We start from the raw sequence: 16,500 nt of genomic DNA, 5'->3' as shown, positions 1-16,500 counted from the left end.
ATTAAGTGGCTCAAAACATGACTGAGCCACATTTAGCGCATTATGGTTGTATTTTATGAGCCCAATCCTGCTCCGATATTGCCGATTCAGCACTCACATCCTGCGCATGACTACCCGCTTCTGTTTCAGCCAAACGCAATTGCTGATCAGTATCATTGCCCATGCCAGCATGCATTCCATGCTCAGGAGCAGAATCGTTACCAATATTGATTTCTCGGCCATGACTATCAAGCTCAATCAGTTGTGGGTTGTTTAAATCAACAGCTAGAGTCATTTCTTCATTCTCAGAATTTGCGCTATCAATGAGTGAGCCTTGGAGTAAGTCTGATAAACTCAATTCTGAAGTTGGTAAGTCAGATTGAGCTTCACTACTTTGAAGTGCTCCTACAGATTTCTGGTTATTGATAGCAAACTGAGGAATTAGGTTACTTTGAACATCTGACTCGTTGTCTGAGTTAACTGTATCGTCACTTTGATTAAATGAGTTTGATGATGCTGGAATGTTATAGTTAAAAGTAAAGTTTGCAGTATCTTCATTACTTTCTGCGATCACCTCACCTCGACCTGATACACCTTTACTGTCTAGCAGCTGAACCTTTAGAGATAATGGAGTATTAGTTCTAATGGAAGCACCACTAAAAATGGAATATAAATTGAGGTCATCTAACTTCCAACCAAGAACATTCCCAAGCTTAATTGCCGTCGTATAAATTTCTACAGGGGCACTATCACCAATTTTCAAAATGACTCTAACAGTGTCACCTTCTTCGGCACCTGCTCCATTAACTACCCCGCTTAAATCTAATACTGAAGCTTCACTGTAATTGATGGTATCTGAACTACCGCCAAGAGTATGGATATTCGACGTAATAAACTGTTTAGTTGTATGAACATTGATACTCATTGGTGAGGATTCATTTCCAGCTGAATCAATAGCTGTAATCGACAAGGTAAAATCGTCATCGATATTAAGTGATATACCACTCTTAAGCTTAACTATGTATTTACCATTGCCGTCAGGATGAGCTTCAACTACAAAGCGATTATCTATAGAACCATTAACTTTGAGAACAAAGCTTGATGCTTCTGACAAAGTTAGCTCACCGATAACTGCGCCATTCTGCCCAGCAAGAACACCGACTTCACCAACATCTGAATCATCCGTAGCAGTAGTCCATTTGACATTGTCGACAAGGGTTCCTCCATATCCATTAAGCCCGCCAACTTCTTTGAGTGTTAACTTGTTTTCACCGCCCTTAGCAGTTAAGTTGATTGAATAGGTATACCAACCAGATTCATTAGGAACAGGGGATACCGTAAATTTAAAGTCATTAGGATTTATATTAGCTGCATAAGTAATACCGCCAGCACCATTAAGTGGATTGATTGTTGCAATTAACTCTCCATTCCATATGACCTGTACAATACTCTCTGTTGGAGTACTGTTAGTACCACGGCTTTTCAAATCCAAACTGAGCGTATATTGGTTACCCTGAATTAAATTAGTCAGAACTTGAGTCGCTGCACCATTATTAACGCCAGCAAGATCCATATGATGTCCAACTTCGTTATTACCTGTATTCTGTCCATAACCGTTATGTCGATCTTCATGGATATCAACACCCACTAAATCCCAACCTTCAAGAAGATCTTTATTTGGATTAGCAAGCGTTCCATTTGAACTCACCCATCTATCACCCGCACCATCGCGATACCCCCCATTAGGACTTCCCTTTGATTTATCAAAATGTTCAAAGTTTTCGAAAGCGATAAGATTGCTTTTTGGGGTGAATGACATTGTTGGCGGAGTATCGTCAACGTTCCGCTCATTGAGCACCACTGTGACGCTGTCGGTGCGACTGCCGTCGCTGGCTTCCACCACTAAGGTGTGTACGTTGTTCAGCACTTCGTAGTCGTTGGCCGCCGCCGCTGCGCCCGCCGCCGTTAGGGTGATTTGACCGCTGCTGTTGATGGCGAACCAGCCGTTGTCGTTGCCGCTGGTGATGCGATAGCTGACGCTGTCTTTGTCGGCGTCGGTGGCCGTGACCGTGCCGATGATGTGACCGGCACTGCTGTTTTCATCGTAGCCAAAGCTGTACTGGTCACCATCATTGGGCTGGAAGATCGGATCGTTGTCGTTCACGTTCCGCTCATTGAGCACCACTGTGACGCTGTCGATGCGACTGCCGTCGCTGGCTTCCACCACTAAGGTGTGTACGTTGTTCAGCACTTCGTAGTCGTTGGCCGCCGCCGCTGCGCCCGCCGCCGTTAGGGTGATTTGACCGCTGCTGTTGATGGCGAACCAGCCGTTGTCGTTGCCGCTGGTGATGCGATAGCTGACGCTGTCTTTGTCGGCGTCGGTGGCCGTGACCGTGCCGATGATGTGACCGGCACTGCTGTTTTCATCGTAGCCAAAGCTGTACTGGTCACCATCATTGGGCTGGAAGATCGGATCGTTGTCGTTCACGTTCCGCTCATTGAGCACCACTGTGACGCTGTCGGTGCGACTGCCGTCGCTGGCTTCCACCACTAAGGTGTGTACATTGTTCAGCACTTCGTAGTCGTTGGCCGCCGCCGCTGCGCCCGCCGCCGTTAGGGTGATTTGACCGCTGCTGTTGATGGCGAACCAGCCGTTGTCGTTGCCGCTGGTGATGCGATAGCTGACGCTGTCTTTGTCGGCGTCGGTGGCCGTGACCGTGCCGATGATGTGACCGGCACTGCTGTTTTCATCGTAGCCAAAGCTGTACTGGTCACCATCATTGGGCTGGAAGATCGGATCGTTGTCGTTCACGTTCCGCTCATTGAGCACCACTGTGACGCTGTCGGTGCGACTGCCGTCGCTGGCTTCCACCACTAAGGTGTGTACGTTGTTCAGCACTTCGTAGTCGTTGGCCGCCGCCGCTGCGCCCGCCGCCGTTAGGGTGATTTGACCGCTGCTGTTGATGGCGAACCAGCCGTTGTCGTTGCCGCTGGTGATGCGATAGCTGACGCTGTCTTTGTCGGCGTCGGTGGCCGTGACCGTGCCGATGATGTGACCGGCACTGCTGTTTTCATCGTAGCCAAAGCTGTACTGGTCACCATCATTGGGCTGGAAGATCGGATCGTTGTCGTTCACGTTCCGCTCATTGAGCACCACTGTGACGCTGTCGGTACGACTGCCGTCGCTGGCTTCCACCACTAAGGTGTGTACGTTGTTCAGCACTTCGTAGTCGTTGGCCGCCGCCGCTGCGCCCGCCGCCGTTAGGGTGATTTGACCGCTGCTGTTGATGGCGAACCAGCCGTTGTCGTTGCCGCTGGTGATGCGATAGCTGACGCTGTCTTTGTCGGCGTCGGTGGCCGTGACCGTGCCGATGATGTGACCGGCACTGCTGTTTTCATCGTAGCCAAAGCTGTACTGGTCACCATCATTGGGCTGGAAGATCGGATCGTTGTCGTTCACGTTCCGCTCATTGAGCACCACTGTGACGCTGTCGGTGCGACTGCCGTCGCTGGCTTCCACCACTAAGGTGTGTACGTTGTTCAGCACTTCGTAGTCGTTGGCCGCCGCCGCTGCGCCCGCCGCCGTTAGGGTGATTTGACCGCTGCTGTTGATGGCGAACCAGCCGTTGTCGTTGCCGCTGGTGATGCGATAGCTGACGCTGTCTTTGTCGGCGTCGGTGGCCGTGACCGTGCCGATGATGTGACCGGCACTGCTGTTTTCATCGTAGCCAAAGCTGTACTGGTCACCATCATTGGGCTGGAAGATCGGATCGTTGTCGTTCACGTTCCGCTCATTGAGCACCACTGTGACGCTGTCGGTGCGACTGCCGTCGCTGGCTTCCACCACTAAGGTGTGTACGTTGTTCAGCACTTCGTAGTCGTTGGCCGCCGCCGCTGCGCCCGCCGCCGTTAGGGTGATTTGACCGCTGCTGTTGATGGCGAACCAGCCGTTGTCGTTGCCGCTGGTGATGCGATAGCTGACGCTGTCTTTGTCGGCGTCGGTGGCCGTGACCGTGCCGATGATGTGACCGGCACTGCTGTTTTCATCGTAGCCAAAGCTGTACTGGTCACCATCATTGGGCTGGAAGATCGGATCGTTGTCGTTCACGTTCCGCTCATTGAGCACCACTGTGACGCTGTCGGTGCGACTGCCGTCGCTGGCTTCCACCACTAAGGTGTGTACGTTGTTCAGCACTTCGTAGTCGTTGGCCGCCGCCGCTGCGCCCGCCGCCGTTAGGGTGATTTGACCGCTGCTGTTGATGGCGAACCAGCCGTTGTCGTTGCCGCTGGTGATGCGATAGCTGACGCTGTCTTTGTCGGCGTCGGTGGCCGTGACCGTGCCGATGATGTGACCGGCACTGCTGTTTTCATCGTAGCCAAAGCTGTACTGGTCACCATCATTGGGCTGGAAGATCGGATCGTTGTCGTTCACGTTCCGCTCATTGAGCACCACTGTGACGCTGTCGGTGCGACTGCCGTCGCTGGCTTCCACCACTAAGGTGTGTACGTTGTTCAGCACTTCGTAGTCGTTGGCCGCCGCCGCTGCGCCCGCCGCCGTTAGGGTGATTTGACCGCTGCTGTTGATGGCGAACCAGCCGTTGTCGTTGCCGCTGGTGATGCGATAGCTGACGCTGTCTTTGTCGGCGTCGGTGGCCGTGACCGTGCCGATGATGTGACCGGCACTGCTGTTTTCATCGTAGCCAAAGCTGTACTGGTCACCATCATTGGGCTGGAAGATCGGATCGTTGTCGTTCACGTTCCGCTCATTGAGCACCACTGTGACGCTGTCGGTACGACTGCCGTCGCTGGCTTCCACCACTAAGGTGTGTACGTTGTTCAGCACTTCGTAGTCGTTGGCCGCCGCCGCTGCGCCCGCCGCCGTTAGGGTGATTTGACCGCTGCTGTTGATGGCGAACCAGCCGTTGTCGTTGCCGCTGGTGATGCGATAGCTGACGCTGTCTTTGTCGGCGTCGGTGGCCGTGACCGTGCCGATGATGTGACCGGCACTGCTGTTTTCATCGTAGCCAAAGCTGTACTGGTCACCATCATTGGGCTGGAAGATCGGATCGTTGTCGTTCACGTTCCGCTCATTGAGCACCACTGTGACGCTGTCGGTGCGACTGCCGTCGCTGGCTTCCACCACTAAGGTGTGTACGTTGTTCAGCACTTCGTAGTCGTTGGCCGCCGCCGCTGCGCCCGCCGCCGTTAGGGTGATTTGACCGCTGCTGTTGATGGCGAACCAGCCGTTGTCGTTGCCGCTGGTGATGCGATAGCTGACGCTGTCTTTGTCGGCGTCGGTGGCCGTGACCGTGCCGATGATGTGACCGGCACTGCTGTTTTCATCGTAGCCAAAGCTGTACTGGTCACCATCATTGGGCTGGAAGATCGGATCGTTGTCGTTCACGTTCCGCTCATTGAGCACCACTGTGACGCTGTCGATGCGACTGCCGTCGCTGGCTTCCACCACTAAGGTGTGTACGTTGTTCAGCACTTCGTAGTCGTTGGCCGCCGCCGCTGCGCCCGCCGCCGTTAGGGTGATTTGACCGCTGCTGTTGATGGCGAACCAGCCGTTGTCGTTGCCGCTGGTGATGCGATAGCTGACGCTGTCTTTGTCGGCGTCGGTGGCCGTGACCGTGCCGATGATGTGACCGGCACTGCTGTTTTCATCGTAGCCAAAGCTGTACTGGTCACCATCATTGGGCTGGAAGATCGGATCGTTGTCGTTCACGTTCCGCTCATTGAGCACCACTGTGACGCTGTCGGTGCGACTGCCGTCGCTGGCTTCCACCACTAAGGTGTGTACGTTGTTCAGCACTTCGTAGTCGTTGGCCGCCGCCGCTGCGCCCGCCGCCGTTAGGGTGATTTGACCGCTGCTGTTGATGGCGAACCAGCCGTTGTCGTTGCCGCTGGTGATGCGATAGCTGACGCTGTCTTTGTCGGCGTCGGTGGCCGTGACCGTGCCGATGATGTGACCGGCACTGCTGTTTTCATCGTAGCCAAAGCTGTACTGGTCACCATCATTGGGCTGGAAGATCGGATCGTTGTCGTTCACGTTCCGCTCATTGAGCACCACTGTGACGCTGTCGGTACGACTGCCGTCGCTGGCTTCCACCACTAAGGTGTGTACGTTGTTCAGCACTTCGTAGTCGTTGGCCGCCGCCGCTGCGCCCGCCGCCGTTAGGGTGATTTGACCGCTGCTGTTGATGGCGAACCAGCCGTTGTCGTTGCCGCTGGTGATGCGATAGCTGACGCTGTCTTTGTCGGCGTCGGTGGCCGTGACCGTGCCGATGATGTGACCGGCACTGCTGTTTTCATCGTAGCCAAAGCTGTACTGGTCACCATCATTGGGCTGGAAGATCGGATCGTTGTCGTTCACGTTCCGCTCATTGAGCACCACTGTGACGCTGTCGGTGCGACTGCCGTCGCTGGCTTCCACCACTAAGGTGTGTACGTTGTTCAGCACTTCGTAGTCGTTGGCCGCCGCCGCTGCGCCCGCCGCCGTTAGGGTGATTTGACCGCTGCTGTTGATGGCGAACCAGCCGTTGTCGTTGCCGCTGGTGATGCGATAGCTGACGCTGTCTTTGTCGGCGTCGGTGGCCGTGACCGTGCCGATGATGTGACCGGCACTGCTGTTTTCATCGTAGCCAAAGCTGTACTGGTCACCATCATTGGGCTGGAAGATCGGATCGTTGTCGTTCACGTTCCGCTCATTGAGCACCACTGTGACGCTGTCGGTGCGACTGCCGTCGCTGGCTTCCACCACTAAGGTGTGCACGTTGCTCAGCACTTCATAGTCGTTGGCCGCTGCGGCGGCGCCCACCGCCGTTAGGGTGATTTGACCGCTGCTGTTGATGGCGAACCAGCCGTTGTCGTTGCCACTGGTGATGCGATAGGTCACGCTGTCTTTGTCTGCGTCCGTCGCCACCACGGTGCCGATGACATGACCCGCACTGCTGTTTTCATCGTAGCCAAAGCTGTACTGGTCACCATCATTGGGCTGGAAGATCGGATCGTTGTCGTTCACGTTCCGCTCATTGAGCACCACTGTGACGCTGTCGGTGCGACTGCCGTCGCTGGCTTCCACCACTAAGGTGTGTACGTTGTTCAGCACTTCGTAGTCGTTGGCCGCCGCCGCTGCGCCCGCCGCCGTTAGGGTGATTTGACCGCTGCTGTTGATGGCGAACCAGCCGTTGTCGTTGCCGCTGGTGATGCGATAGCTGACGCTGTCTTTGTCGGCGTCGGTGGCCGTGACCGTGCCGATGATGTGACCGGCACTGCTGTTTTCATCGTAGCCAAAGCTGTACTGGTCACCATCATTGGGCTGGAAGATCGGATCGTTGTCGTTCACGTTCCGCTCATTGAGCACCACTGTGACGCTGTCGGTACGACTGCCGTCGCTGGCTTCCACCACTAAGGTGTGTACGTTATTCAGCACTTCGTAGTCGTTGGCCGCCGCCGCTGCGCCCGCCGCCGTTAGGGTGATTTGACCGCTGCTGTTGATGGCGAACCAGCCGTTGTCGTTGCCGCTGGTGATGCGATAGCTGACGCTGTCTTTGTCGGCGTCGGTGGCCGTGACCGTGCCGATGATGTGACCGGCACTGCTGTTTTCATCGTAGCCAAAGCTGTACTGGTCACCATCATTGGGCTGGAAGATCGGATCGTTGTCGTTCACGTTCCGCTCATTGAGCACCACTGTGACGCTGTCGATGCGACTGCCGTCGCTGGCTTCCACCACTAAGGTGTGTACGTTGTTCAGCACTTCGTAGTCGTTGGCCGCCGCCGCGGCGCCCGCCGCCGTCAGGGTGATTTGACCGCTGCTGTTGATGGCGAACCAGCCGTTGTCGTTGCCGCTGGTGATGCGATAGCTGACGCTGTCTTTGTCGGCGTCGGTGGCCGTGACCGTGCCGATGATGTGACCGGCACTGCTGTTTTCATCGTAGCCAAAGCTGTACTGGTCACCATCATTGGGCTGGAAGATCGGATCGTTGTCGTTCACGTTCCGCTCATTGAGCACCACTGTGACGCTGTCGGTGCGACTGCCGTCGCTGGCTTCCACCACTAAGGTGTGCACGTTGCTCAGCACTTCATAGTCGTTGGCCGCTGCGGCGGCGCCCACCGCCGTTAGGGTGATTTGACCGCTGCTGTTGATGGCGAACCAGCCGTTGTCGTTGCCACTGGTGATGCGATAGGTCACGCTGTCTTTGTCTGCGTCCGTCGCCACCACGGTGCCGATGACATGACCCGCACTGCTGTTTTCATCGTAGCCAAAGCTGTACTGGTCACCATCATTGGGCTGGAAGATCGGATCGTTGTCGTTCACGTTCCGCTCATTGAGCACCACTGTGACGCTGTCGGTACGACTGCCGTCGCTGGCTTCCACCACTAAGGTGTGTACATTGTTCAGCACTTCGTAGTCGTTGGCCGCCGCCGCTGCGCCCGCCGCCGTCAGGGTGATTTGACCGCTGCTGTTGATGGCGAACCAGCCGTTGTCGTTGCCGCTGGTGATGCGATAGCTGACGCTGTCTTTGTCGGCGTCGGTGGCCGTGACCGTGCCGATGATGTGACCGGCACTGCTGTTTTCATCGTAGCCAAAGCTGTACTGGTCACCATCATTGGGCTGGAAGATCGGATCGTTGTCGTTCACGTTCCGCTCATTGAGCACCACTGTGACGCTGTCGGTGCGACTGCCGTCGCTGGCTTCCACCACTAAGGTGTGTACGTTGTTCAGCACTTCGTAGTCGTTGGCCGCCGCCGCTGCGCCCGCCGCCGTTAGGGTGATTTGACCGCTGCTGTTGATGGCGAACCAGCCGTTGTCGTTGCCGCTGGTGATGCGATAGCTGACGCTGTCTTTGTCGGCGTCGGTGGCCGTGACCGTGCCGATGATGTGACCGGCACTGCTGTTTTCATCGTAGCCAAAGCTGTACTGGTCACCATCATTGGGCTGGAAGATCGGATCGTTGTCGTTCACGTTCCGCTCATTGAGCACCACTGTGACGCTGTCGATGCGACTGCCGTCGCTGGCTTCCACCACTAAGGTGTGTACGTTGTTCAGCACTTCGTAGTCGTTGGCCGCCGCCGCTGCGCCCGCCGCCGTTAGGGTGATTTGACCGCTGCTGTTGATGGCGAACCAGCCGTTGTCGTTGCCGCTGGTGATGCGATAGCTGACGCTGTCTTTGTCGGCGTCGGTGGCCGTGACCGTGCCGATGATGTGACCGGCACTGCTGTTTTCATCGTAGCCAAAGCTGTACTGGTCACCATCATTGGGCTGGAAGATCGGATCGTTGTCGTTCACGTTCCGCTCATTGAGCACCACTGTGACGCTGTCGGTGCGACTGCCGTCGCTGGCTTCCACCACTAAGGTGTGTACGTTGTTCAGCACTTCGTAGTCGTTGGCCGCCGCCGCTGCGCCCGCCGCCGTTAGGGTGATTTGACCGCTGCTGTTGATGGCGAACCAGCCGTTGTCGTTGCCGCTGGTGATGCGATAGCTGACGCTGTCTTTGTCGGCGTCGGTGGCCGTGACCGTGCCGATGATGTGACCGGCACTGCTGTTTTCATCGTAGCCAAAGCTGTACTGGTCACCATCATTGGGCTGGAAGATCGGATCGTTGTCGTTCACGTTCCGCTCATTGAGCACCACTGTGACGCTGTCGGTGCGACTGCCGTCGCTGGCTTCCACCACTAAGGTGTGTACGTTGTTCAGCACTTCGTAGTCGTTGGCCGCCGCCGCTGCGCCCGCCGCCGTTAGGGTGATTTGACCGCTGCTGTTGATGGCGAACCAGCCGTTGTCGTTGCCGCTGGTGATGCGATAGCTGACGCTGTCTTTGTCGGCGTCGGTGGCCGTGACCGTGCCGATGATGTGACCGGCACTGCTGTTTTCATCGTAGCCAAAGCTGTACTGGTCACCATCATTGGGCTGGAAGATCGGATCGTTGTCGTTCACGTTCCGCTCATTGAGCACCACTGTGACGCTGTCGGTGCGACTGCCGTCGCTGGCTTCCACCACTAAGGTGTGTACGTTGTTCAGCACTTCGTAGTCGTTGGCCGCCGCCGCTGCGCCCGCCGCCGTTAGGGTGATTTGACCGCTGCTGTTGATGGCGAACCAGCCGTTGTCGTTGCCGCTGGTGATGCGATAGCTGACGCTGTCTTTGTCGGCGTCGGTGGCCGTGACCGTGCCGATGATGTGACCGGCACTGCTGTTTTCATCGTAGCCAAAGCTGTACTGGTCACCATCATTGGGCTGGAAGATCGGATCGTTGTCGTTCACGTTCCGCTCATTGAGCACCACTGTGACGCTGTCGGTACGACTGCCGTCGCTGGCTTCCACCACTAAGGTGTGTACGTTGTTCAGCACTTCGTAGTCGTTGGCCGCCGCCGCTGCGCCCGCCGCCGTTAGGGTGATTTGACCGCTGCTGTTGATGGCGAACCAGCCGTTGTCGTTGCCGCTGGTGATGCGATAGCTGACGCTGTCTTTGTCGGCGTCGGTGGCCGTGACCGTGCCGATGATGTGACCGGCACTGCTGTTTTCATCGTAGCCAAAGCTGTACTGGTCACCATCATTGGGCTGGAAGATCGGATCGTTGTCGTTCACGTTCCGCTCATTGAGCACCACTGTGACGCTGTCGGTGCGACTGCCGTCGCTGGCTTCCACCACTAAGGTGTGTACGTTGTTCAGCACTTCGTAGTCGTTGGCCGCCGCCGCTGCGCCCGCCGCCGTTAGGGTGATTTGACCGCTGCTGTTGATGGCGAACCAGCCGTTGTCGTTGCCGCTGGTGATGCGATAGCTGACGCTGTCTTTGTCGGCGTCGGTGGCCGTGACCGTGCCGATGATGTGACCGGCACTGCTGTTTTCATCGTAGCCAAAGCTGTACTGGTCACCATCATTGGGCTGGAAGATCGGATCGTTGTCGTTCACGTTCCGCTCATTGAGCACCACTGTGACGCTGTCGGTGCGACTGCCGTCGCTGGCTTCCACCACTAAGGTGTGTACGTTGTTCAGCACTTCGTAGTCGTTGGCCGCCGCCGCTGCGCCCGCCGCCGTTAGGGTGATTTGACCGCTGCTGTTGATGGCGAACCAGCCGTTGTCGTTGCCGCTGGTGATGCGATAGCTGACGCTGTCTTTGTCGGCGTCGGTGGCCGTGACCGTGCCGATGATGTGACCGGCACTGCTGTTTTCATCGTAGCCAAAGCTGTACTGGTCACCATCATTGGGCTGGAAGATCGGATCGTTGTCGTTCACGTTCCGCTCATTGAGCACCACTGTGACGCTGTCGGTGCGACTGCCGTCGCTGGCTTCCACCACTAAGGTGTGTACGTTGTTCAGCACTTCGTAGTCGTTGGCCGCCGCCGCTGCGCCCGCCGCCGTTAGGGTGATTTGACCGCTGCTGTTGATGGCGAACCAGCCGTTGTCGTTGCCGCTGGTGATGCGATAGCTGACGCTGTCTTTGTCGGCGTCGGTGGCCGTGACCGTGCCGATGATGTGACCGGCACTGCTGTTTTCATCGTAGCCAAAGCTGTACTGGTCACCATCATTGGGCTGGAAGATCGGATCGTTGTCGTTCACGTTCCGCTCATTGAGCACCACTGTGACGCTGTCGGTGCGACTGCCGTCGCTGGCTTCCACCACTAAGGTGTGTACGTTGTTCAGCACTTCGTAGTCGTTGGCCGCCGCCGCTGCGCCCGCCGCCGTTAGGGTGATTTGACCGCTGCTGTTGATGGCGAACCAGCCGTTGTCGTTGCCGCTGGTGATGCGATAGCTGACGCTGTCTTTGTCGGCGTCGGTGGCCGTGACCGTGCCGATGATGTGACCGGCACTGCTGTTTTCATCGTAGCCAAAGCTGTACTGGTCACCATCATTGGGCTGGAAGATCGGATCGTTGTCGTTCACGTTCCGCTCATTGAGCACCACTGTGACGCTGTCGGTACGACTGCCGTCGCTGGCTTCCACCACTAAGGTGTGTACGTTGTTCAGCACTTCGTAGTCGTTGGCCGCCGCCGCTGCGCCCGCCGCCGTTAGGGTGATTTGACCGCTGCTGTTGATGGCGAACCAGCCGTTGTCGTTGCCGCTGGTGATGCGATAGCTGACGCTGTCTTTGTCGGCGTCGGTGGCCGTGACCGTGCCGATGATGTGACCGGCACTGCTGTTTTCATCGTAGCCAAAGCTGTACTGGTCACCATCATTGGGCTGGAAGATCGGATCGTTGTCGTTCACGTTCCGCTCATTGAGCACCACTGTGACGCTGTCGGTGCGACTGCCGTCGCTGGCTTCCACCACTAAGGTGTGTACGTTGTTCAGCACTTCGTAGTCGTTGGCCGCCGCCGCTGCGCCCGCCGCCGTTAGGGTGATTTGACCGCTGCTGTTGATGGCGAACCAGCCGTTGTCGTTGCCGCTGGTGATGCGATAGCTGACGCTGTCTTTGTCGGCGTCGGTGGCCGTGACCGTGCCGATGATGTGACCGGCACTGCTGTTTTCATCGTAGCCAAAGCTGTACTGGTCACCATCATTGGGCTGGAAGATCGGATCGTTGTCGTTCACGTTCCGCTCATTGAGCACCACTGTGACGCTGTCGATGCGACTGCCGTCGCTGGCTTCCACCACTAAGGTGTGTACGTTGTTCAGCACTTCGTAGTCGTTGGCCGCCGCCGCTGCGCCCGCCGCCGTTAGGGTGATTTGACCGCTGCTGTTGATGGCGAACCAGCCGTTGTCGTTGCCGCTGGTGATGCGATAGCTGACGCTGTCTTTGTCGGCGTCGGTGGCCGTGACCGTGCCGATGATGTGACCGGCACTGCTGTTTTCATCGTAGCCAAAGCTGTACTGGTCACCATCATTGGGCTGGAAGATCGGATCGTTGTCGTTCACGTTCCGCTCATTGAGCACCACTGTGACGCTGTCGGTACGACTGCCGTCGCTGGCTTCCACCACTAAGGTGTGTACGTTGTTCAGCACTTCGTAGTCGTTGGCCGCCGCCGCTGCGCCCGCCGCCGTTAGGGTGATTTGACCGCTGCTGTTGATGGCGAACCAGCCGTTGTCGTTGCCGCTGGTGATGCGATAGCTGACGCTGTCTTTGTCGGCGTCGGTGGCCGTGACCGTGCCGATGATGTGACCGGCACTGCTGTTTTCATCGTAGCCAAAGCTGTACTGGTCACCATCATTGGGCTGGAAGATCGGATCGTTGTCGTTCACGTTCCGCTCATTGAGCACCACTGTGACGCTGTCGATGCGACTGCCGTCGCTGGCTTCCACCACTAAGGTGTGTACGTTGTTCAGCACTTCGTAGTCGTTGGCCGCCGCCGCTGCGCCCGCCGCCGTTAGGGTGATTTGACCGCTGCTGTTGATGGCGAACCAGCCGTTGTCGTTGCCGCTGGTGATGCGATAGCTGACGCTGTCTTTGTCGGCGTCGGTGGCCGTGACCGTGCCGATGATGTGACCGGCACTGCTGTTTTCATCGTAGCCAAAGCTGTACTGGTCACCATCATTGGGCTGGAAGATCGGATCGTTGTCGTTCACGTTCCGCTCATTGAGCACCACTGTGACGCTGTCGGTGCGACTGCCGTCGCTGGCTTCCACCACTAAGGTGTGTACGTTGTTCAGCACTTCGTAGTCGTTGGCCGCCGCCGCTGCGCCCGCCGCCGTTAGGGTGATTTGACCGCTGCTGTTGATGGCGAACCAGCCGTTGTCGTTGCCGCTGGTGATGCGATAGCTGACGCTGTCTTTGTCGGCGTCGGTGGCCGTGACCGTGCCGATGATGTGACCGGCACTGCTGTTTTCATCGTAGCCAAAGCTGTACTGGTCACCATCATTGGGCTGGAAGATCGGATCGTTGTCGTTCACGTTCCGCTCATTGAGCACCACTGTGACGCTGTCGGTGCGACTGCCGTCGCTGGCTTCCACCACTAAGGTGTGTACGTTGTTCAGCACTTCGTAGTCGTTGGCCGCCGCCGCTGCGCCCGCCGCCGTTAGGGTGATTTGACCGCTGCTGTTGATGGCGAACCAGCCGTTGTCGTTGCCGCTGGTGATGCGATAGCTGACGCTGTCTTTGTCGGCGTCGGTGGCCGTGACCGTGCCGATGATGTGACCGGCACTGCTGTTTTCATCGTAGCCAAAGCTGTACTGGTCACCATCATTGGGCTGGAAGATCGGATCGTTGTCGTTCACGTTCCGCTCATTGAGCACCACTGTGACGCTGTCGGTACGACTGCCGTCGCTGGCTTCCACCACTAAGGTGTGTACGTTGTTCAGCACTTCGTAGTCGTTGGCCGCCGCCGCTGCGCCCGCCGCCGTTAGGGTGATTTGACCGCTGCTGTTGATGGCGAACCAGCCGTTGTCGTTGCCGCTGGTGATGCGATAGCTGACGCTGTCTTTGTCGGCGTCGGTGGCCGTGACCGTGCCGATGATGTGACCGGCACTGCTGTTTTCATCGTAGCCAAAGCTGTACTGGTCACCATCATTGGGCTGGAAGATCGGATCGTTGTCGTTCACGTTCCGCTCATTGAGCACCACTGTGACGCTGTCGATGCGACTGCCGTCGCTGGCTTCCACCACTAAGGTGTGTACGTTGTTCAGCACTTCGTAGTCGTTGGCCGCCGCCGCTGCGCCCGCCGCCGTTAGGGTGATTTGACCGCTGCTGTTGATGGCGAACCAGCCGTTGTCGTTGCCGCTGGTGATGCGATAGCTGACGCTGTCTTTGTCGGCGTCGGTGGCCGTGACCGTGCCGATGATGTGACCGGCACTGCTGTTTTCATCGTAGCCAAAGCTGTACTGGTCACCATCATTGGGCTGGAAGATCGGATCGTTGTCGTTCACGTTCCGCTCATTGAGCACCACTGTGACGCTGTCGGTGCGACTGCCGTCGCTGGCTTCCACCACTAAGGTGTGTACATTGTTCAGCACTTCGTAGTCGTTGGCCGCCGCCGCTGCGCCCGCCGCCGTTAGGGTGATTTGACCGCTGCTGTTGATGGCGAACCAGCCGTTGTCGTTGCCGCTGGTGATGCGATAGCTGACGCTGTCTTTGTCGGCGTCGGTGGCCGTGACCGTGCCGATGATGTGACCGGCACTGCTGTTTTCATCGTAGCCAAAGCTGTACTGGTCACCATCATTGGGCTGGAAGATCGGATCGTTGTCGTTCACGTTCCGCTCATTGAGCACCACTGTGACGCTGTCGGTACGACTGCCGTCGCTGGCTTCCACCACTAAGGTGTGTACGTTGTTCAGCACTTCGTAGTCGTTGGCCGCCGCCGCTGCGCCCGCCGCCGTTAGGGTGATTTGACCGCTGCTGTTGATGGCGAACCAGCCGTTGTCGTTGCCGCTGGTGATGCGATAGCTGACGCTGTCTTTGTCGGCGTCGGTGGCCGTGACCGTGCCGATGATGTGACCGGCACTGCTGTTTTCATCGTAGCCAAAGCTGTACTGGTCACCATCATTGGGCTGGAAGATTGGGGCATCGTTAATAGGATTAACATTCACCGTAACGGTTGCTGTATCAGTTCCACCATTGCCATCGCTGATGGTGTAGGTGATGGTAGCGGTGCCGTTGAAATTCTCGGCTGGATTGAATACCAGTTGGCCATCGACGATTTGAACTGTGCCTTGCGTCACATCTACCGTAGCACCTGTAATGGTAAGCGCATCTCCATCGATATCTGAATCGTTATCTAGTACATCGATGGTGACAGGTGTATCTTCATCGGTACTGATTTCATCGTTATTGGCAATAGGCGCATCATCGACTGGATTAACGGTTAGATTTAATGAAGCACTTGAACCAGTATTGGTGAAGTAATTAATGCTTGGTAGGGTACCGTTCCAATTTTGCGCAGGAAGGAATGTGTAGTTACCATTAGCAAACAAAGTAAAAGTGCCACCGGCAATTGTAATGGAGTTGCCAGCGGTTATGGTTTGGCCGTTAACTTGGTAATTGACTATGGTTAGCAGGCTATCTGGGTCGCTGTCATTATTTAGAACATTACCAAAAAGTCTTGTATCTTCATTGCCAGTATTTAAATCGTTTACTAATTGGCTAGGTTGATCATCACGAACAAAAACATCAGGTTGAGTTTGCTGTAAATCGGCAGCAGGAATGAAACCCGTATCAAATCCAGCACTCGCGATGGTTTCTGCACCATCACGGCTAACACTTACAAAGCCATCATCGCCTTGACGGCCTGAGTTTCCCCCAGCTGCGGTTTCAGGTAATGATTCGATTGGGTCCTCACCTTCGGCAATAAGCTGCTGAATGGCTTCGATTTCATCGAGAGGTTCTGTTCCGAGTGCAGGTTGTGATTGAGATTGTTGGACTAGTTGTGAGCCATCTTGAAATTCGATATTAAAAATTGTGTCATTTTCATAATCGATAATACTACCCGTAGGAAGTAGTAGTCCCATGCTTGGTGTGACTTTTACTCCATTAATTTCAATTGATAGTCTTCCTTGAAATGAAACCAATGAACCCGTTTGAGTAGTAATAACTCTTTTCATAGCGACTCCCTGCAACAGAAAAAAACAATCTACGTTATGTTCGTAATTTT

General features: G+C 56.2%; 1 protein-coding gene. It reads right to left on the bottom strand.

The features are described 5' to 3' along the window. Nucleotides 1–40 precede the first annotated feature (40 nt). Entirely contained in the window at nt 41–16,450 is a 16,410-nt protein-coding gene (locus tag E2H97_RS01575) for a retention module-containing protein (RefSeq protein ID WP_133405498.1), read from the bottom strand. Nucleotides 16,451–16,500 lie beyond the last annotated feature (50 nt).

Origin of the sequence: Parashewanella tropica (assembly GCF_004358445.1) — a bacterium.
In the GTDB taxonomy this organism is placed as follows: Bacteria; Pseudomonadota; Gammaproteobacteria; order Enterobacterales; family Shewanellaceae; genus Parashewanella; species Parashewanella tropica.
This window is presented reverse-complemented; position numbering and strand designations above follow the sequence as displayed.